19 protein-coding genes and 1 riboswitch are annotated in these 17,618 nt (G+C 69.7%); of the genes, 4 read left to right on the forward strand and 15 right to left on the reverse strand.

What is annotated here, in order from left to right; genetic code table 11:
• Nucleotides 1-153: 153 nt before the first annotated feature.
• A complete protein-coding gene (locus tag ACZ6O0_RS17940; RefSeq protein ID WP_465766021.1) occupies nt 154-894 on the forward strand; it encodes a hypothetical protein in 741 nt (246 codons plus the stop codon).
• Here ACZ6O0_RS17940 and ACZ6O0_RS17945 read toward each other — a convergent pair.
• The 11 genes from ACZ6O0_RS17945 to ACZ6O0_RS17995 all read right to left on the reverse strand — a co-directional run bounded on the left by ACZ6O0_RS17945 (nt 868) and on the right by ACZ6O0_RS17995 (nt 11,162).
• Nucleotides 868-2,190, reverse strand: coding sequence for a serine hydrolase domain-containing protein (locus ACZ6O0_RS17945; protein ID WP_465766022.1), 1,323 nt, complete (start codon nt 2,188-2,190; stop codon nt 868-870). The genes ACZ6O0_RS17940 and ACZ6O0_RS17945 overlap by 27 nt on opposite strands.
• Nucleotides 2,187-5,018: an aminomethyl-transferring glycine dehydrogenase gene (gene gcvP, locus ACZ6O0_RS17950; RefSeq protein WP_465766023.1), complete on the reverse strand. Its 2,832-nt coding sequence runs from the start codon at nt 5,016-5,018 to the stop codon at nt 2,187-2,189. Before gcvP ends, ACZ6O0_RS17945 begins: the two co-directional genes overlap by 4 nt.
• A gap of 71 nt (nt 5,019-5,089) precedes the next feature.
• Nucleotides 5,090-5,179: riboswitch (glycine riboswitch) on the reverse strand.
• Between the two features lie 77 nt (nt 5,180-5,256).
• Nucleotides 5,257-5,871, reverse strand: coding sequence for a MerR family transcriptional regulator (locus ACZ6O0_RS17955; RefSeq protein ID WP_465766024.1), 615 nt, complete (start codon nt 5,869-5,871; stop codon nt 5,257-5,259).
• 208 nt (nt 5,872-6,079) lie between these two features.
• The gene (locus ACZ6O0_RS17960) at nt 6,080-6,574 is read right to left on the reverse strand and encodes a bifunctional nuclease family protein (protein ID WP_465766025.1); all 495 of its coding nucleotides are present in this window, start codon (nt 6,572-6,574) and stop codon (nt 6,080-6,082) included.
• Nucleotides 6,575-6,622: 48 nt separating this feature from the next.
• Nucleotides 6,623-7,306: a transcriptional regulator FtsR gene (ftsR, locus tag ACZ6O0_RS17965; RefSeq protein ID WP_465766026.1), complete on the reverse strand. Its 684-nt coding sequence runs from the start codon at nt 7,304-7,306 to the stop codon at nt 6,623-6,625.
• Nucleotides 7,293-7,829 (reverse strand): FHA domain-containing protein, encoded by a 537-nt coding sequence (locus ACZ6O0_RS17970; RefSeq protein WP_465766027.1) that lies wholly within the window; start codon nt 7,827-7,829, stop codon nt 7,293-7,295. The genes ftsR and ACZ6O0_RS17970 overlap by 14 nt, the downstream gene beginning before the upstream one ends.
• A 146-nt stretch (nt 7,830-7,975) precedes the next feature.
• Complete coding sequence (gene gcvH / locus ACZ6O0_RS17975; RefSeq protein WP_465680077.1) at nt 7,976-8,356, reverse strand: glycine cleavage system protein GcvH; 381 nt, start codon at nt 8,354-8,356, stop codon at nt 7,976-7,978.
• A 30-nt stretch (nt 8,357-8,386) separates the two neighbouring features.
• Nucleotides 8,387-9,385, reverse strand: coding sequence for a DUF881 domain-containing protein (locus ACZ6O0_RS17980; protein ID WP_465766028.1), 999 nt, complete (start codon nt 9,383-9,385; stop codon nt 8,387-8,389).
• A 1-nt stretch (nt 9,386) separates the two neighbouring features.
• A complete protein-coding gene (locus tag ACZ6O0_RS17985; protein ID WP_132188286.1) occupies nt 9,387-9,719 on the reverse strand; it encodes a small basic family protein in 333 nt (110 codons plus the stop codon).
• Nucleotides 9,716-10,561, reverse strand: coding sequence for a DUF881 domain-containing protein (locus ACZ6O0_RS17990; RefSeq protein WP_465766029.1), 846 nt, complete (start codon nt 10,559-10,561; stop codon nt 9,716-9,718). Before ACZ6O0_RS17990 ends, ACZ6O0_RS17985 begins: the two co-directional genes overlap by 4 nt.
• Before the next feature lie 4 nt (nt 10,562-10,565).
• Entirely contained in the window at nt 10,566-11,162 is a 597-nt protein-coding gene (locus tag ACZ6O0_RS17995) for a CDP-alcohol phosphatidyltransferase family protein (protein WP_465766030.1), read from the reverse strand.
• Between the two features lie 374 nt (nt 11,163-11,536).
• Between ACZ6O0_RS17995 and ACZ6O0_RS18000 the strand changes: the two genes are divergently transcribed.
• Both ACZ6O0_RS18000 and ACZ6O0_RS18005 read left to right on the forward strand, forming a co-directional pair.
• Nucleotides 11,537-11,905, forward strand: a complete 369-nt coding sequence (locus ACZ6O0_RS18000; protein WP_465766031.1) for a YciI family protein — start codon at nt 11,537-11,539, stop codon at nt 11,903-11,905.
• Nucleotides 11,905-13,095: an RNA polymerase sigma factor gene (locus ACZ6O0_RS18005; RefSeq protein WP_465766032.1), complete on the forward strand. Its 1,191-nt coding sequence runs from the start codon at nt 11,905-11,907 to the stop codon at nt 13,093-13,095. The genes ACZ6O0_RS18000 and ACZ6O0_RS18005 overlap by 1 nt, the downstream gene beginning before the upstream one ends.
• On the opposite strand, the gene ACZ6O0_RS18010 is transcribed toward ACZ6O0_RS18005, so the two are convergent.
• Together ACZ6O0_RS18010 and ACZ6O0_RS18015 are read right to left on the reverse strand one after the other, a co-directional pair.
• The gene (locus ACZ6O0_RS18010) at nt 13,084-13,851 is read right to left on the reverse strand and encodes a class I SAM-dependent methyltransferase (RefSeq protein WP_465766033.1); all 768 of its coding nucleotides are present in this window, start codon (nt 13,849-13,851) and stop codon (nt 13,084-13,086) included. The two genes, ACZ6O0_RS18005 and ACZ6O0_RS18010, sit on opposite strands and share 12 nt — an antisense overlap.
• Nucleotides 13,848-14,114, reverse strand: a complete 267-nt coding sequence (locus tag ACZ6O0_RS18015) for a hypothetical protein (protein ID WP_465766034.1) — start codon at nt 14,112-14,114, stop codon at nt 13,848-13,850. The genes ACZ6O0_RS18010 and ACZ6O0_RS18015 overlap by 4 nt, the downstream gene beginning before the upstream one ends.
• Nucleotides 14,115-14,202: 88 nt before the next feature.
• Between ACZ6O0_RS18015 and ACZ6O0_RS18020 the strand changes: the two genes are divergently transcribed.
• A complete protein-coding gene (locus tag ACZ6O0_RS18020) occupies nt 14,203-14,817 on the forward strand; it encodes a GNAT family N-acetyltransferase (protein WP_465766035.1) in 615 nt (204 codons plus the stop codon).
• 181 nt (nt 14,818-14,998) lie between these two features.
• Here the strand turns inward: ACZ6O0_RS18020 and ACZ6O0_RS18025 are convergent, their stop codons facing one another.
• The gene (locus ACZ6O0_RS18025; protein ID WP_465766036.1) at nt 14,999-15,943 is read right to left on the reverse strand and encodes a phosphotransferase family protein; all 945 of its coding nucleotides are present in this window, start codon (nt 15,941-15,943) and stop codon (nt 14,999-15,001) included.
• A 250-nt stretch (nt 15,944-16,193) separates the two neighbouring features.
• Complete coding sequence (locus ACZ6O0_RS18030; protein WP_465766037.1) at nt 16,194-16,988, reverse strand: DinB family protein; 795 nt, start codon at nt 16,986-16,988, stop codon at nt 16,194-16,196.
• Nucleotides 16,989-17,618: the final 630 nt, after the last annotated feature.

The raw sequence follows: 17,618 nt of genomic DNA on the forward strand, positions 1-17,618 counted from the left end.
GAGTAAGGCAAGCCTTACTAAGGCAGCCCTAACTTTTGTCCCGCTGACTCATCGTGTCAACTCGGCCACCCCCGGAGTGGCGAGCCTCACCCGTTCAGGCCTCGTTCAGCCCCTCGGTCGCACGCTGAACGATGAACGAGAGGAGCACAGCCCATGAAGTCCGTCGTCCTGCTCGCCGTCGCCGCCCTGCTCGTCGGCGCCATCCCCACCACAAGCTCCGCGCACCCGTCGACGTGCAGACTCCCGGTGTTCGGTCCAGGCAGTCAGTACCACCCGAAGATCGATCCCGCCGACTTCTCGCCGAACGTGACCAACCCGTGGTTCCCGCTCAAGCCCGGCCGCACGCTGGTCTCCACCGGCGTCAAGGACGGCGAGAAGGCCCTCGATCTGGTCGTCACGACATCTCGGACCAGGGTGATCGCGGGCGTCCGGACCCGAGTCGTCGAGGACCGCCTCTATCTGGACAACGTGCTCCAGGAGCGGACCAGCGACTACTACGCCCAGGACCGCTGCGGCAACGTCTGGTACTTCGGTGAGGACACTGCCGAACTGGACAGCCGCGGTCGTGTCGTCAGCCGCGAGGGCAGCTTCCACGCGGGCGTCGACGGCGCGCAGCCCGGTGTCTTCATGCAGGCTCATCCACAACTCGGCCGCAAGTTCCGCCAGGAGTGGTACGCCGGCCACGCCGAGGACATCTTCTGGGTCGTCGGCCGCAACGCCACGGTGACCGTCCCGCTCGGCACGTTCCGGCACGCCCTCCGGACGGCGGAGACGACCGCGCTCGAACCGGACGTGCTGGACAACAAGTACTACGTCAAAGGGATCGGCCAGGTCGCGGAGCTGTCCGTCACCGGTCCGACCGAAGGCTTACGTCTGGTCGAGATCATCTCCTAGCCCGTACGGCGTTCTCGTCAGCACGAAGGTGGCGACGTTGAGGTGGGTGATGGTGGGGCCGTTGCGGACGACGCGGAGTTTCTCGCCGGCGAGGTAGCCGTCGCGGCCTTGGTACAGATCCGGGCCCAGTGGGGAGAAGCGGGTGGTGAGGCCGCCGGTGAGCTGGAGGATGCCGGCGGAGACGGACATGGTGAGGGGTGTGTTACCCCAGTACCAATGGCCGAGGAGCTCCGAACCTTGGGCCAGGGGCGCCTCTGGGAGCCACTCCGGCGGAAGGCTGGGCTCGTAGGTGGCCAGCGTTTCGATCAGGTCAGGGGGCAGTGAGGCGACTCTGCCGAAGGTGGCGTTGCCGAGGGTGACGGCGCCGAGGCGGCGGGCGCGGTCGACGAACAGGCCGGCCAGGAAGCCGGGCATCGAGCCGGTGTGGCCCACGAGCAGGTGCGGATCGTCGGCGATCAGCCGCAGGCCCAGACCGTACGACGCGGTCAGTCCTTCCCGTGGATCCGCGGCCACCGGCGCCGCCATCTCCTCGACCGTGTCCCGGTGCAGCACCTCGTAGATCGGGTCGATCCAGAACATCGCGTACTTCGCCAGGTCCTCGATCGTGCTCCACAACTGCCCGGCCGGCGCCATCGCCCCCGCGTCGTACGCCGGTTCCTCCACCAGTTGACCGCTGAACGGGTGCACGGAGAACCCTTGCGCCGACGGGCCCGACGGGAAGTACGTCGTACGACGCATCTCGAGCGGATCGAGGATCCGCTCCTGCACCAGCTCCAGCCAGGACGCGCCGCGCAACCGGGCCACGACCTCACCGAGCAGCCCGTACCCGAGGTTCGAGTAGTGGTGGCGACGGTCGGCCGGACCGACCGCCTGCGACTCGTCCATCGCCGCCGCCAACTGGTCGAACGTGACACCGGGGTTCCGCTCCCACCACGGGCCCTCGGGCTCGGCGTTCATCCCGCCGCTGTGCGCCAGCAGGTGCCGGATCGTCCGGTCACCGAACGCGATCCCCGGCAGATGCTTGCCCACGGCATCGTTCAGCGCGAGCAACCCGTCGTCGCGGCACTGCATCACCAACACAGCGGTCAGCGTCTTCGTGATCGACCCGATCCGGTACTGCACGTCCGGCCCCGGTGCACCACCGTCGGCAGTGGCGAACTGTCCCCGCGACCCGGTCCAGACCAGCGCACCGTCCCGGACCACGCCGGCGTTCACCGACGGCAACTTTCCTTCGCTCTGCGCCGCCGCGATCCCGGTGAGGAGCGCGGCGGCGGTATCGGGTCGAACCAGGGTCACTCAAAGGCCTCCGGGGATGGGCAGGAGCAGATGAGGTTGCGGTCGCCGTAGGCTCCGTCGATACGCCGGACCGGGGGCCAGTACTTCGAGGTCCGGTCGACCGAGCGCGGGAACGCCGCCTCCTCGCGAGTGTAGGCGTGCTCCCACTTGTCGTTGATCACCGACTCGGCGGTGTGCGGCGCGTTAACCAGCGGGTTGTCGGCGGCCGGCCACTCCCCCGCCGCGACCCGGTCGATCTCGTGCCGGATCGCGATCATCGCGTCGCAGAACCGGTCGAGCTCACCGAGGTCCTCGGACTCGGTCGGCTCCACCATCAGCGTGCCCGCGACCGGGAACGACATCGTCGGCGCGTGGAACCCGTAGTCGATCAGCCGCTTCGCGACGTCGTCGACGCTGATCCCGGTCTCCTTGGTCATCGGCCGCAGATCCAGGATGCACTCGTGCGCGACCAGGCCGTTCTCGCCGGTGTAGAGCACCGGGAACGCGCCCTCGAGCCGCTTCGCCACATAGTTCGCGGTCAGGACGGCGGCCTTCGTGGCAGCCGTCAGACCCTCGGCACCCATCATCCGGATGTACGCCCACGAGATCGCCAGCACCCCGGCCGAACCGAACGGCGCCGCGCTGATCGGGCCGACCCCGGACTCCGGACCGGCCTGGTCCAGCAGCGGGTGGTTCGGCAGGTACGGAGCCAGGTGCGCGGCCACGGCCACCGGACCGACACCCGGGCCACCGCCACCGTGCGGGATGCAGAAGGTCTTGTGCAGGTTCAGGTGGCTGACGTCGCCGCCGAACTCGCCCGGCTTGGCCAGACCGAGCAGGGCGTTCAGGTTCGCGCCGTCGACGTACACCTGACCGCCGTGGTCGTGGACGATCCGGCAGACCTCGGTGACGCTCTCCTCGTACACCCCGTGGGTGGACGGGTAGGTGATCATGATCGCCGCGAGCCTGCCGGCGTGCTCGGACGCCTTCGCCCGCAGGTCGTCCAGGTCGATCGTGCCGTCGTCGTTGCCCTTGACAACGACCACCTTCATGCCGGCCATCACCGCGGAGGCGGCGTTCGTGCCGTGCGCGCTCGCCGGGATCAGGCAGACGTTCCGCTCGAAGTCGCCCTGCGCGTGGTGGTACCCGCGGATCGCGAGCAGGCCGGCCAGCTCACCCTGCGAGCCCGCGTTCGGCTGGATCGAGACCTTCGCGTACCCGGTCACTTCGGCCAGCCAGCGCTCCAACTGACCGATCAGCTTCACGTACCCGGCGGCGTCCTCGATCGGCGCGAACGGGTGCAGGTCGGCGAACTCCGGCCAGGTGACCGGCTCCATCTCGGTGGTCGCGTTCAGCTTCATCGTGCAGGACCCGAGCGGGATCATCCCGCGGTCCAGCGCGTAGTCGTAGTCGGACAGCTTGCGCAGGTACCGCAGCATGGCGGTCTCGGAGCGGTGCGTGTTGAACACCGGGTGCGTCAGGTAGTCCGTGGTCCGCGGCACCGCGACAGCGGGCGCCTCGAGCGAACCGTCGTACCGGACGCCGAAGGCATCGCAGACCCGGGTCAGCGCGACGACGTCGGTCTTCTCGTCGCAGGAGATGCCGACGTGGTCCGCGTCGACCTGCCGCAGCCAGATGCCGTTCTGCCGGGCGGCGTCGACCACGTCCGCGGCCTGGCCGGGGACCCGGGCGAGCACGGTGTCGAAGAAGTCGCCGTGCACGACCTCGACACCACCCGCGCGCAGCGACGCGGCGAGCTTGCCGGCGTACCCGTGGACCCGCTCGGCGATCGCCCGCAGCCCGTCCGGCCCGTGGTAGACGGCGTACATCGACGCGACCACGGCCAGCAGGACCTGCGCCGTACAGATGTTGGAGGTCGCCTTCTCGCGACGGATGTGCTGCTCCCGGGTCTGCAGCGCCAGCCGGTACGCCGGGGCGCCGTCGGCGTCGACCGAGACCCCGACCAGGCGACCGGGCAACGACCGCTCCAGACCGGAACGCACGGACATGAAGCCGGCGTGCGGACCGCCGTAGAACAGCGGTACGCCGAAGCGCTGGGAGGACCCGATCACGATGTCGGCGCCGGCCTCCCCCGGTGCCTCGAGCAACGTCAGCGCGAGCAGGTCGGAGGCGACCGCGACCAGGGTGTCGCGCTCGTGCGCGGCGGCGATCAGCGGCTTGAGGTCACGGACGACGCCACCGGAGCCCGGGTACTGCACCAGGAAGCCGAAGAAGTCACCCTCGGGTAGGCCGTCGGTGGTGTCGGCGACGACGACCTCGATGCCGAGCGCCTCGGCCCGGGTCCGGACCACCGCGATGGTCTGCGCGAAGCAGTCGGCGTCGACCAGGAAGCGGTCGGACTTGCTCTTCTTGTTCGACCGATGGGCCAGCGTCATCGCCTCGGCGGCCGCGGTGCCCTCGTCGAGCAGCGACGCGTTCGCGGTCGGCAGACCGGTCAGGTCGGAGACCGCGGTCTGGAAGTTCAGCAGTGCCTCGAGGCGGCCCTGCGAGATCTCCGGCTGGTACGGCGTGTAGGCCGTGTACCAGGCCGGGTTCTCGACCAGGCGCCGGACGATCACGCTCGGTGTGAAGGTGCCGTAGTACCCCTGGCCGATCATCGAGGTGGCGACGGTGTTCCGGGCGGCGAGCTGACGCAGCTCGTGCAGCGCGTCCACCTCGGAGGCCGGTTCGGGCAGCCGGAGCGCCTCGGCGGACCGGATCGACGCGGGGACCGCGGCGTCCACCAGCGCGTCGACGTCGTCGTACCCGAGGAGCTGGACCATGCGGGCGACCTCGTCCGGGCGCGGCCCGATGTGTCGGTCGGCGAAGATTGCAGAGAGTTCGGTCATCAAGAGGCTCCGTTGCTGACGTGCTTCCGGTCGCCTCCCCCTCTGTCACGCGCTGCGCGCTCCAGAGTCGCCTGTGGCACTCGGTCCATGGGCCTGAGAGGTTCCGGGGAGGAATTGCCCCTTCGGCGCCCGGTTGCACGGGTCTCTCCCGAGTGCTGTGTACGGCTGCACCGAGGCTACCAGGAATCCCCGAACAGTTCGGTCGGCAGCCAGCCGGAGGTCAGCCGCCAGTCGGAGGTCAGCCGGTCATACGGGCGCGGCGACGGGCGGCGAGCTCGTCGTTCGCGTGACCGTCGGCGTCCTCGTGACCGTCGGCGCGCTCGGTCGGCAGCTCGGACAGCGAACCCTCGACCTCGCGCCAGACACCGCCGAGGGCGATCCCGAACACCCCCTGGCCGCCGGCCAGCAGGTCGATCACCTCGTCCGGCGAGGTGCACATGTACACCGAGGCACCGTCGCTCATCAGCGTGATCTGGGTCAGGTCGTCGATGCCCCGCTTGCTCAGATGCGCGATCGCGGTCCGGATCTGCTGCAGCGAGATCCCGGCGTCGAGCAGCCGCTTGATCACTTTCAGCAAGAGAACGTCGCGGAACCCGTACAACCGCTGCGTGCCGGAGCCCGTCGCCGGGCGGACGGACGGCGAGACCAGACCGGTGCGGGCCCAGTAGTCGAGCTGACGGTAGGTGATCCCGGCCGCGGCGCACGCCGTCGGACCGCGGAACCCGACGTCCTCCGGCATCGGCCGCAGGTCGTCGTCGAAGAGCAGACCCTGCACGCCGGCGGTAGCGGCCGCCTCGGCGTGTGCTTCGGACGTCGACTGCGCCGTCAGATCCGTGTCGCCGGTGCGTGTCACGCCTGAGCCTCCCTGGGTACCGACTGGAACGGGTCACATCCGTGGAGTGACAACACCCCACGACTCCTTCAAGGTAAGCCGCCGACCTGGGAGGGTCAACGACAACCGCACCGAGCGGAGAGCGTGTCGCGACCGCCGCCCGAATCGTTACCTATCTGGTCTTGTACCACTCCGGTCCGCCGGGCGTCCCCGCCCTGCCTACGGGGTGTCAGCTCTTGTCGAAATCCTCCGGAGTCACCTGGTCGAGGAACTCGCGGAAGCGCTCGACCTCCTCTTCCTCCTCCACCTCGTCGGCGCCGGCGTCCTCACTGTCCGGAACCGGGATGCCGGCCTCGGCCAGAATCTCCTCGGTGCAGAACACCGGGGTGCCGGTGCGCAGCGCGAGGGCGATCGAGTCCGACGGCCGCGCCGAGATCTCGGTCTTGTCGTCGAACACCAGGATCGCCTCGAACACACCGTCGGTCAGGTTCACGATCCGGACCTGGCTGAGCGTGTGCCCGAGCACGCGGATGGTCTCGGCGAACAGGTCGTGGGTGAGCGGCCGGGGCGGCTCCATGCCCTGCTGGGCGAACGCGATCGCACTCGCCTCGGCCGCGCCGATCCAGATCGGCAGGTACCGCTCTCCGCCGACCTCCCGGAGCAGCACGATCGGCTGACTCGAGGGCATCTCTACCCGGACTCCGACCACGTCGACTTCGCGCACCCCTTCAGCCTACTCCGAGGTGCCGGGACCGGTAGGCCCTCGGGGTGGCTAGCGAGGCAGCCGGGAACGGACCAGCGCGGTGTGCAACCGGACCGCCAGTGCGGCCAGCTCCTCGGTCTGTTCGGTCCGGCGGGGTCCGGTGACCTGCTCGATCAGGCCGGCCTCGCGATCGGCCGCCGTCCGGAACAGCCGCAGGTGCCGCGGCTCGATCCCGTACGGCGCGAACTCGGCGGCCACCCGCGCGACGACGATCGCGTCACCGTCGTAGTGGTTGCCACGGGCCACCACCAGGCCGTGGCTCTCCAACTGGTCCAGCAGCTCGGCCGAGATCTCCGCGGCGGCGCGGAGCTCCGCCCGGGTCAGCCGCAGCTCGATGCCGTCGGCACCGAAGTCCTCGGCGACCGGCTGTCCCGGGGTCTGCGGCAACGAGCTCGGGGCGACCGGTGGACCACCGGCCGCCGGGCGCAGACCGCGGTCGATCGCACCGAGATGCTCCTTGATCACCTTCAGCGGCAGGTACTGGTCGCGTTGCGCGGTCAGCACGTAGCGCAACCGCTCGACGTCCGCGGCGCTGAATTTGCGGTAGCCGGAGGCGGTCCGGGCCGGCGTCACCAGTCCCTCGGCCTCGAGGAAGCGGATCTTGGAGATGGTGACGTCGGCGAACTCGGCCTGCAGCAGCTGCAGCACCGCTCCGATGCCGCGGCCCTCGGCGGTCGGATCAGGCTTGGCCACTGGCGTAGTACACCAACCGGTACTTGCCGATCTGGACCTCGTCGCCGTTGGTCAGCTGGACCTCGTCGATCCGGTCGCGGTTCACGTACGTGCCGTTCAGGCTGCCGACGTCGCGGACCTTCACGCCGTACGCGTCGCGGCGGAACTCGGCGTGCCGGCGGGACACCGTCACGTCGTCGAGGAAGATGTCGCTGTCCGGGTGCCGGCCCGCGGTGACCACGTCGACGTCGAGCAGGAACCGGCTGCCCGCGTTCGGGCCGCGCTGGACGATCAGCAGGGCCGACCCGGCCGGAAGCGCGCCGACCGCGGCCTCGTCGTCGGGCGACAGCGGCTCACCGGTGCGCTCGGGCTCGGGCTCGACGCCGATCGGGGTCAGCATCGCGGTGTCGGTGACACCAGGAGTCGCCGGCGGCGTCGCCGGGGCTGCCGCCGGGCGGTCCGCGCCAGGGAGCATCGCTCCGCACTGCGAGCAGAACCGGCTGCCCTCGGAGTTCTCGTGCCCGCACTGGTTGCAGAACGGCATGCTGTGATCCTCCCGATCGCCGGCGGTCCGGCGACGTTTTCGTAGACCCCGTATGAACAAGTGTGGACGCGGATTCGCGGACCTCAACCCTCGACCAGCGGTTGAGGTCCGGCCAACCTATCAGGAGCGGACAAGCCGCCCACTCCTCAGCTCTGGTCGAGCTGTCCCTGGTAGGTCTCGGCGTCCATCAGCGCCTCCACCTCGGCGGTGTCCTCGAGCTCGATGTCGAGCAGCCAGCCCTCGCCGTACGGGTCGCTGTTGACCAGGTCCGGCTGGTCGGCGAGCGCCTCGTTGACGGCGGTCACGGTGCCGTTGACCGGCGCGAACAGGTCGCTGACGCTCTTGGTGGACTCCAGCTCGCCACAGGCGTCGCCGGCCCGCACCGCGCTGCCGACCTCGGGCAGCTGCACGTACACGATGTCACCGAGCGCGTCCTGCGCGAAGTCGGTGATACCGACCCGCACCGGGCCCTCGCCGGCCTTCACCCACTCGTGCTCGGCCGTGTACTTCAGGTCTTCGGGGTACACCTCGGTCCTCTTTCTACTGGAACGGCTGGCCTACTTGGTCGGGCTGGGCGCCGGGCGAGCGTAGCGATGCTCCTCCGGCGCGTGCAAGGCGGTGATCTGGACCGAGTCGAGCTCGGTCACCTCGGCCGTACCACCCACCTGCGGACCGGTCACCTCGCTGACCAGACCGCCCGGGAAGTTCGCCGCCTCGGCGAGGTTGTGCGACTCCCCGATCGCCTCGACAACGTACGGCGAATTCACCTTCTGACCGTCGATCCGGATCCCCGGCGCGTCGTCGACGAAGTCCGTACTCGCGACCACCCGGGCGGACCCGTTGATCTGGATCGCCTCGGCACCGGCGTCGCGCAGTTCCTCGATCGCGTCCAGCAGGTTGCTCGACGTCATCTTGCCCTCGGGGTCGTTCAGCGTGATCCGGACGCCGGGTCCCTGCGCGGGCAGCGTGCCGGCCAGGATGCCGAGCACCCGGACCTGGGCCTCGGCCTGCTCGCGGGCGGTCTGGGCCTTGTCGGCGCTGGAGGACAGCGAGTTCTTCCGCTCCTCCAGCTCGGCGATCTCGCTCTCCAGCCGGCGGGTGTTCTGGCCGAGGCCGTCGAGGATCGCGATCAGGTCCTCGCGGCGGGCGTTCTGGTAGCCGTCGTCGGCCCGGTTCACCCGGACCTGGACGACGGCCATGCAGGCGACCAGCGCGAGCACGACGGCGACGATGGCCTGGCCGCGGGACGGCTTGAACCCCGCCTTGAGCCGGCGCAACGCCAGGTTCGGCGTCCGCGGCTTCTTCGGCCGCGGCATCGGCGTCGGCTCGTCCGGCTGCGGCGGCTCCGACTCGGCCGCTTTCGGCTCCGACTCGGCCGCTGGCGGCTCGGACTCGGCCGCTTTCGGCTCGACCGCTCGCTCGACCGGCTGCGCGTCGGACGGCTGCAGGTCGACCGCTCGCTCGACCGGCCGCGGCTCGGCCGGCTGCGAGTCGGATGGCTGCGGCTCGACCGGGTCGACCGGGTCGGGCTTCGGATCGGGTTTGTCGTCGCTCATGTCAGGCCCTGAAGATGTGGCGGCGGATGGCGGCCATGTTGGTGAAGATCCGGATCCCCAGGACGACGACCACGCCGGTGGACAGCTGCGAGCCGACGCCCAGCTGGTCACCCAGGTAGACGATCAGCGCCGCGATCAGGACGTTCGACACGAACGAGACGACGAACACCTTGTCGTCGAAGATCCCGTCCAGGAACGCCCGCAGCGCCCCGAACACCGCGTCGAGGGCGGCGACGACGGCGATCGGCAGGTACGGCTGGGCCCACTCCGGGACGTCGGGCGCGACCAGCAGGCCGAGCACCACGCCGATCACCAGCCCGAGTACGGCGATCATCTCGGTCCCACCTTCGCGTAGCGCAACGCGATGGTCGCATCGGCCGGCACCAGCACGGAATCCTCCGTCGTGATCGTCATCCGGACATCGAAATTGCTGACCAGGTACTGCACCCACTGGCCGCCCGAGCTCTGCGCGAACCGGGCCGGCATGGTCGCGGTGTCCCCGATCGCGAGCACTGTGTACGGCGGGGTCAGCGAACTGTAGTCGACCGTGATGGCACTGCCCGCGCCCCGGATCGCGGTCAGCGAGGTGAGCCGGTGACCGTTCACCGAGATCGCCTCCGCGCCCGCGGTCCACAGACCGTTGACCAGCTGCTGGAGGTCGACGTCGAGCAGCCGGCCCTCTTTGTCGGCGTCCTTCGCGTCGTCGACCACCGCCTTGAGGCCGGGGCCGGTGACCGCGATCGCGCCGGTGCGCAGCTCGAGGTCGTCCAGCTGCTGCTGCAGCGTCGCGCCCGAACTGGTGTTGCTCAGTCCGCTCGCCTGCAACCGGCGTACCTCGTCGGCCAGCTGGGTCTGCTGGGTGCGCAGGCCGTTCAGCCGGGAGTCGGCCTGGTTGATCCGGGTGATCAGCTCGTCGCGCTGCTTCTCCGCCGCGGGCGCGCTGCGGTAGTTCTGCGCGGCGGCGACCGCGAGCAGGAAGCCCAGGACGAGCGTGGCCGCCACCAGCATCACCCGGTGCCGGGACCGGAACGGCTTTCCGCCGGTCTTCGGGCGGGTCCGGGCGGCGACGGCGTACCCCTCGTCGAGGGGGTGCGCCATCAGATTGTTCAGCAGCGACATCGATGCGTCGACGCGTCGCTTCGGCGGGCCTTCCTTCGGTGGAGCAGACTGAGTCACGGGTCTACCCGGCCGGGTCGTTGATCGGTTTCACCGTCTGGACGAGGTGGCGCAGCTGGGCGAAGTACAGAGCGCCGGCCCAGTAGTACAGCCCGGTCCCCCAGATCGCGAACGCCCAGCCGAACACGCGGGCCAGCAGGTTGAGGGTGCTGTCGCCGTCGCCGAGCAGGAGCAGCGGAAACGCGTACAGCAGGCAGAACGTGGCCGACTTGCCGAGGAAGTGCACCGGCAGCGCGTTGAAGCCGCGGCGGTGCAGCGCCGGCAGGGTGAACGTGAGCAGCAGGTCACGCAGCGGCAGCGCGATCGCCAGCCACCATGGGATGATGTCGCGCAGCGCAAGGCCGATCACGGTGGCGAAGATGTACAGCCGGTCCGCGACCGGGTCGAGCATCTGACCGAGCCGGGTGGTCTGGTTCATCCGGCGGGCGATCTGGCCGTCCGCCCAGTCGGTGAACCCGGAGACGGCCAGCACCAGCAGCGCCCAGCCGTCCTCCTGCGGGCCGAGGATCAGCCAGAGGAACAGCGGCACTCCCAGCAACCGGAGGAAGCTGAGCGCGTTCGGGATCGTGAGCACCCGGTCGGACACTTCCAGCTCCGGCACGCGACCCCTCCCTCTCTCTCACCCTGAAATACCGGTCGTAACTGTACTTGGGCACGTCGACACGTTTACCCCCGGCCATCCCGGGGCAGGCCCGGCCTTCCCCCTGATACCTGAACGCGCCGTCCCCGTTCCCGCTACGCCCGCGACGAACCGGTGACCCGATCGATACGCAAGGGTGATGCTAGGTCGTGTCTGATGGTCCCGCGCCGTAGCGAGCAGGTGCTCGGTGCGGTGCATCGGCGTGCTGGAGCGAAGGTCTCGATGCGGAGCATCGTGGCCTTTGCGCCAGTGCGGCGAGGTGCCGTGCAGAGTGCCGCGCAGTAGGCGCGGGACCATCAGACACGACCTTAGGTTGTTGAACGGGAGGGGTGGCGATGAAGTTCCTGGTGCTGATCTACGGCAACCCGGAGTCACGGGCGGTGTGGGACTCGCTGACCGACGAGCAGAAGAAGGAGGGCATGGCCGGGTACGCCGCGCTGCACGAGGCACTCGACGCACGCGGGGAGCTGGTCGCGTCGGAGTCGCTGGACGATCCCGGGCTGACCAAGCAAGTGCTCGTTCGTGACGGCCGGCCGATGACGACCGACGGTCCGTTCGCCGAGGTCAAGGAGCAGCTGGCCGGGTTCTACCTGCTCGACTGCGACTCGATGGACCGGGCGGTCGAGATCGTCGCGCAGATCCCGGAGGCTCCGTTCAGCGTCGTCGAAGTACGACCGGTCCGCGACTTGTCGGCGTACACCTGATGCAGCTCGACGAGCTGCTGCGGGAGCAGGCGCCGCAGGTGCTCAGCGCGCTGGTCCGCCGGTACGGCGACTTCGACGCGTGCGAGGACGCCGTCCAGGAGGCGCTGCTGGCCGCGTCTCTGCAGTGGCCGGGCGACGGCGTACCGGACAATCCGCGGAGCTGGCTGATCACGGTCGCGTCGCGGCGGCGGATCGAGGTGCTACGCAGCGAGGCGGCCAGGCAACGGCGGGAGGAGACGATCGCCGCCGCTCCGGAGCCGGAGCCCGCGTCCTCGGTCGACGACTCGCTGACGCTGCTGATGCTCTGCTGTCATCCGTCGCTCACCTCCCAGTCGCAGGTCGCGCTCACCCTGCGGGCCGTCGGCGGACTGACCACGAGCGAGATCGCCCGGGCCTTTCTGGTGCCGGAGGCAACGATCGGGCAGCGGATCAGCCGGGCGAAGGCGAAGTTGCGGGGGGCACGGTTCGCGTTGCCACCGGCGGCCGAGCAGCCCGAGCGGCTGGCCGCCGTACTGCATGTGCTGTATCTGATCTTCAACGAGGGCTACACGGCGTCGTCCGGCTCGTCGCTGCATCGGGTCGAGCTGAGCACGGAAGCGATCCGGCTCACCCGGCAGCTGCACTCGGAGTTGCCGGCTGAGGGCGAGGTCGCCGGGTTGCTCGCGCTGATGTTGCTGACGGACGCCCGTCGGCCCGCGCGGACGACGGCCGACGGTGCACTGGTGCCGTTGCCGGAGCAGGACCGGACGTTGTGGGACGCGCAGGCGATTGCCGAGGGCACCGAGTTGATCGCGTCGACGCTCAGGTCGGCACCGGTCGGCGCGTACCAGCTGCAGGCCGCGATCGCCGCGGTCCACGACGAGGCGCAGCGGGCCGAGGACACCGACTGGCGCGAGATCCTGATGCTGTACGAACTGCTCGAGTCGACCGCGCCCGGTCCGATGGTCACGCTCAACCGGATCGTCGCGGTCGCCATGGTGCATGGTCCGGCGGCCGGGCTGGCGCTGCTCGACGACGTCGATCCCGCGTTGACGGATCACCACCGGCTGGCCGCCGTACGCGCGCACCTGCTCGAGCTGTCCGGCGATCATGAGGCCGCTCGTGATGCCTATCGGCTCGCGGCACGGCTGACAGAGAGCGCGCCGGAGCAGCGCTACCTCCAGTCCCGCGCCGACGCGCTAGAGACTTAGCGGTCGGCCCCAGCTGAGCTCGGCCTGGATCTGCAGCTCGAGTACGCCGTCCTGCGCGTAAGGCCGCACGGCCGCCTCGACACCCGCATCGAACTCGGCGGCCTCGGCAGCGGGCATCAGGTCCCGGGCCAGGCTCGACGTCGAGTGGAACTGCTCGATGTAGTCGGCGACCCGCTGGCGGTACGTCACCGGCGCGGTCCTCGCCGTACCGGTCAGATCGAGCAGACCGCGCTCGCGGATCGCGTCCACCACACTGAACTTCGGATCGTGGTTCTGCTTGCGGGAGTGGCGCTCGATGACCGTGACGAGCTCGTCCCACCACGGCTCGTCCACCGGACCGTGCTCGATCACGACGAGCTGCGCGGCCGGTGCCAGGTGCGGGACGATCCGGGCGAACGTCTCCTCCCACGGCATCCAGTGGATGCTGGCGCCGGCGGTGACGAGCGCGTACGGCCCGTCCAGCTCGGCCGTCTCGATGCTGCTCACCTGCCAGCGGATGTTCTCCTGGTCGCCGCCGGGCCGGCGCTTCCCCGCGTCGACCATCGCCGGTGAGATGTCGATCGCGTCGACGCGCTCGACCCGGGACGCGAGCGGCCGAGCGATCGCGCCCTCACCGGCGCCGATGTCGAGCACCCGCCGCGGCTCGTCGGTGATCAGGGCCTCGAGCCGGCCGAAGACCTCGTCCGGGTACGGCGGCCGGTGCTGGTACGCCTCCGCCACCGCTTCGTGCTGGAACGTGCGTGCAAGATCCGTCATCCGATCCCCCAGGTGGTCGCGTGTTCGGTGAAGTCGGCCGGGTAGCTGTGGACCGGGATGACGCAGAGGAGATGACCGCCGGGCGCTCGGAGAGTGTGGCAGCCCTGCCAGCTGGAGACCTCGACGGCGCCCAGGCCTTGGAGGCGCTCGACCTCCGGCGACGACGTGCGCACGCCCAGGGCCTCGGCCCAGAAGGTGGCGGCTCGGTCCGTGTCATCGCGGCGTACGTCGATCAGGAACGTGGACACGCGGCTGCGATGCATGCGACCCAACCTAGTCGGGGTGCGTCGCGCGGGCCTCGGGATTTTGTTCCGGACGGGGATCGTCCGGAACCGGGGTTAATCTGCGGGCATGAGGCAGGTGATCGAGGACACCCAGGTGACGTTCGCGCCGGCGAACGAGGCGTCATGGGAGGACATCCAGAAGATCTTCGGGACCGTCGATGCCGGGCAGTGCCAGTGCCAGCGGTACAAGATCCGCGGGTGGATCTGGACCGTCTCGACCCTGGACGAGCGGATGGGGATGCTGCAGGACCAGACCGCGTGCGGGACCCCGGACTCGCCGTCCACGAGCGGAGTGATCGCGTACGTCGACGGCGAACCGGCGGGCTGGGTTGCGGTCGAACCACGCACGGCGTACGTGAAGCTCCGGACGTCGCGCGTACCGTGGACCGACCGCTCCGAGGACAAGGACGACGACAGCGTCTGGGCCGTCACCTGCATGGTCGTCCGCAAGGGCTACCGCGGCCGCGGCCTCAGCTACCTGCTCGCCCGCGCCACCGTCGACCACGCCCGCAGCCGCGGCGCCCGGGCCCTCGAGGCCTACCCGATGTTCACCCAACCCGGCAAAACCATCACGTGGGGCGAGCTCCACGTCGGCCCACACCAGGCCTTCGAAGAGGCCGGCTTCCGCCAGGTCACCCACCCCACCCTCCGCCGCACCGTAATGCGCATCGACTTCCGCTAGCCCCCTCCCGCTCGCGCGCTTCCGGGCTACCGCTCGTGCGCGCCTCTGCGCCCGCGCCCCCGCTCGCGCGCTCCGCGCCCCCGCGCGCGCTTCCGGGCTTCCGCGAGCGCGCTTCCGGCCGTCGTGCAGGGGTCTGTGCGGCATGCCAGAATCGGAAGGGCGACCAGCAGGGAACCCGCAGTCATCCGAGGCGCCGTAGCGCTGTCTCGATAGCGACCTCGACCCGGGAAGTCATGCCGGGCACATCGACGGGACGGCGCCCAGCGACCTGACCACGGATCCACTTCGGCCCGCTGTCGTCATAGTGCAGCAGGGCATACAGGTCCCACCACGGATCGAGAGTCACCCCGGCGATCGACTCATAGAGCGACCGAAGCTGCTCCGACCACTCGGGCGAGTAGAGCGCCGCCAAGTATCGCCGGCAGTGCCCGACGTCAATCGCGCGCGGCCCCCGATGGATGGAGTTCCAGTCGGTCAGTCCGGTAATCCTCCCGCGCGACCACAGCATGTTGACAGGCAGGAGATCGCAGTGCAGAAAGACGGCAGTGTCCTTTGGCGGCGGCGCCGCCATGACACCGAACGCCGCCTTCCACACAGCCGGCTTCTGTGCGTCGACCGGCACCTGAAACCCGTCCAGAGGAGCGATCCAGGAATCCGTCCAAGGTCTGAACGTCTTCGCGGGGAGATCGAGGGAATGCAGCAAGACGGCAATCTCCGCGATCCTCGTCATCCACGACCGAGGTTCCGCCGGATTGAGGTGCACATGCCCCTGCAAGCGTGTCATCAGCAACGATGGCGCGCCCCCTGTCGAAGCACCAGCAACATCAGTAGCCAGGATGCCCGGAACCGGGAGCCCGCTTCCCGCCACCACACCAAGGTTGGCGATCTCCTTCTCCAAGCTCCCCTGCAGGCCGAGCCCGCCCGGGTACTGCCGCAGTACGACGAACGTTCGCATTCCACGTCGCTCGACAGTCAGCCGATTCACGGCGGAGCAGACGCCACCGGTCAATCGGCGATAGCCAACGACGCGACTGCCCCGACCCATCGACGCCGCAACCCAGGCGAGAGTCTCCGCGGAGGGCCGACGCTGCCTGAACCCGCCATCCCTCCAGTCGCCGTCGGTCATGAGCGCGAGGCTATTCGTCAGGGACCTGCGGCGATACGGGTTTTCTAACCCGCCAGATGCAGGGACCCGGCTGCTGGATGGCCGTCACCATCTGGAACGGTCCGCGATGGAGCAGGCGAGCGGCGCCGCCACTGCACCTCACCGGGGTTCAATCTTGCGCGCACGACGTTGCGCTGGGTCGCGTCCAGGAGATGCCGGACTGAAACCAGGTCGAGTGCCGGGTCGGCCGCGCGGAACCCTCCGGTGTCTACTAGCGGGCTTCCAGGACGGTGAGGTCACGGGCAGCGAAGCGGTAGTGCTCGCATTCCTCTTCCATGAGCACGCCGAGGCATTCGCCGACGGGCCGCGCTTCCTCGGGATAGCCGGGCGCGGGTGATCGCAGGCAGGGCCGGCCGAGCTCGGCGTCGGCCAGTCCGTCGAGAACACGCCGTACCACTGCCACTCTTTCTGTCCGCGCCGCCTGCACCTCGGCGTACGTCGGCTGTGCGTCGAGCTCCATGCCGAGCGCCGCGGCATCCGCCGGCCGGTAGGCGGTCTGCGGCAGCGCAAGCCGGTGGAACGGATTCGGCTCGTCGAGAATCGTGCGGCTCACCCATGAGTCGGTGATGAACACGAGATGCCGCAGCGTCTCGACGAACGACCACTCGTCGTTGACCCGCTCATTCCGCACCGCCTCAGGCAGTCGCTCAGCCCGAGCCGTCAGCCCCGACCACAGCCCCTCAACCGTCCCCCACATCGCCCGGAAGTCGTCAGCACTCCCTATCCCCCGCAGCTGCACCCGCTCCGGATGCCGCCGATCCAGCTCACTTTCGACGTACTCCGTCACGTCGACCCCGTTCACCACCAGGTTGCTCACCCACCCGGAGATGTCGACATCCACCAGACACCCGTCGACGATCCGCGCCCCGGTCAGATCGCAGTCCACGAACTTCGTCCCCCGCAGATCCGAGACCACGAACGCCGCACCCCGGAACCGGTCGTTGTTCCCGTCCGCGTGATACCCAGCCGACCACCGATGCGGCCCATACTGCGCAGCTTCATCCATCGCGCCATTCTCACCCCCACCACCGACACTTCCCGCCCACGCCACCCCACAACTCGCTCTGCGGCTGCACCAGGCACCACGTGCCGCGGATCCCACCTGAGCACACGCGCCGCGGACAGCCCCGAACGCAGCCTCCGCACCCGCACACCACCATCCGAGACCCACCTCAGACCCACCCGCCCAACACCACCCACCCCAGAACCACGTGCTGCGGTCGACCGCCCGCACCCCGGCGGCACCTGCCCGCACCCCGGAAGCCCAACCCCCAGCCCCACCCCGCCACCCACCACCTGAGACCCACCTCAGGCCAACCCACCCGCAGCACCCCCAGACCGCCGACGCACCGCTCCAACGGTTTGTGGGATCCGGTGCCGCCTAGGCGCAGCGTGGCTCGGGGGGGTTGTGTGCGGGTGGGGGCTGCTGCTGCCGGGGTGCGGCGGCGGGACCGCGGCACCTGGTTCTCGGGTGGGTGGGGCCGCGGCACGTGCGGTCGGTGGCGTCCGCGCACGTGGTGCTCGGCGGGGGTCCGCGGGACGTGTCGGTGGTGGCGTCCGCGCACGTGGTGCTCGGCGGGGGTCCGCGGGACGTGTCGGTGGTGGCGTCCGCGCACGTGGTAGTCGGCGGGGGTCC

It is taken from the genome of Kribbella sp. NPDC048837, from assembly GCF_055586945.1.

What these genes read in the sequence shown, in the direction of transcription:
- ACZ6O0_RS17940 (WP_465766021.1), top strand. Translation starts at nt 154, where the DNA reads ATGAAGTCCGTCGTCCTGCTCGCCGTCGCCGCCCTGCTCGTCGGCGCC.
- gcvP (WP_465766023.1), bottom strand. Translation starts at nt 5,018, where the DNA reads ATGACCGAACTCTCTGCAATCTTCGCCGACCGACACATCGGGCCGCGC.
- ACZ6O0_RS17970 (WP_465766027.1), bottom strand. Translation starts at nt 7,829, where the DNA reads ATGCCGTTCTGCAACCAGTGCGGGCACGAGAACTCCGAGGGCAGCCGG.
- ACZ6O0_RS17980 (WP_465766028.1), bottom strand. Translation starts at nt 9,385, where the DNA reads ATGAGCGACGACAAACCCGATCCGAAGCCCGACCCGGTCGACCCGGTC.
- ACZ6O0_RS17985 (WP_132188286.1), bottom strand. Translation starts at nt 9,719, where the DNA reads ATGATCGCCGTACTCGGGCTGGTGATCGGCGTGGTGCTCGGCCTGCTG.
- ACZ6O0_RS18000 (WP_465766031.1), top strand. Translation starts at nt 11,537, where the DNA reads ATGAAGTTCCTGGTGCTGATCTACGGCAACCCGGAGTCACGGGCGGTG.
- ACZ6O0_RS18005 (WP_465766032.1), top strand. Translation starts at nt 11,905, where the DNA reads ATGCAGCTCGACGAGCTGCTGCGGGAGCAGGCGCCGCAGGTGCTCAGC.
- ACZ6O0_RS18010 (WP_465766033.1), bottom strand. Translation starts at nt 13,851, where the DNA reads ATGACGGATCTTGCACGCACGTTCCAGCACGAAGCGGTGGCGGAGGCG.
- ACZ6O0_RS18015 (WP_465766034.1), bottom strand. Translation starts at nt 14,114, where the DNA reads ATGCATCGCAGCCGCGTGTCCACGTTCCTGATCGACGTACGCCGCGAT.
- ACZ6O0_RS18020 (WP_465766035.1), top strand. Translation starts at nt 14,203, where the DNA reads ATGAGGCAGGTGATCGAGGACACCCAGGTGACGTTCGCGCCGGCGAAC.
- ACZ6O0_RS18025 (WP_465766036.1), bottom strand. Translation starts at nt 15,943, where the DNA reads ATGACCGACGGCGACTGGAGGGATGGCGGGTTCAGGCAGCGTCGGCCC.
- ACZ6O0_RS18030 (WP_465766037.1), bottom strand. Translation starts at nt 16,988, where the DNA reads ATGGATGAAGCTGCGCAGTATGGGCCGCATCGGTGGTCGGCTGGGTAT.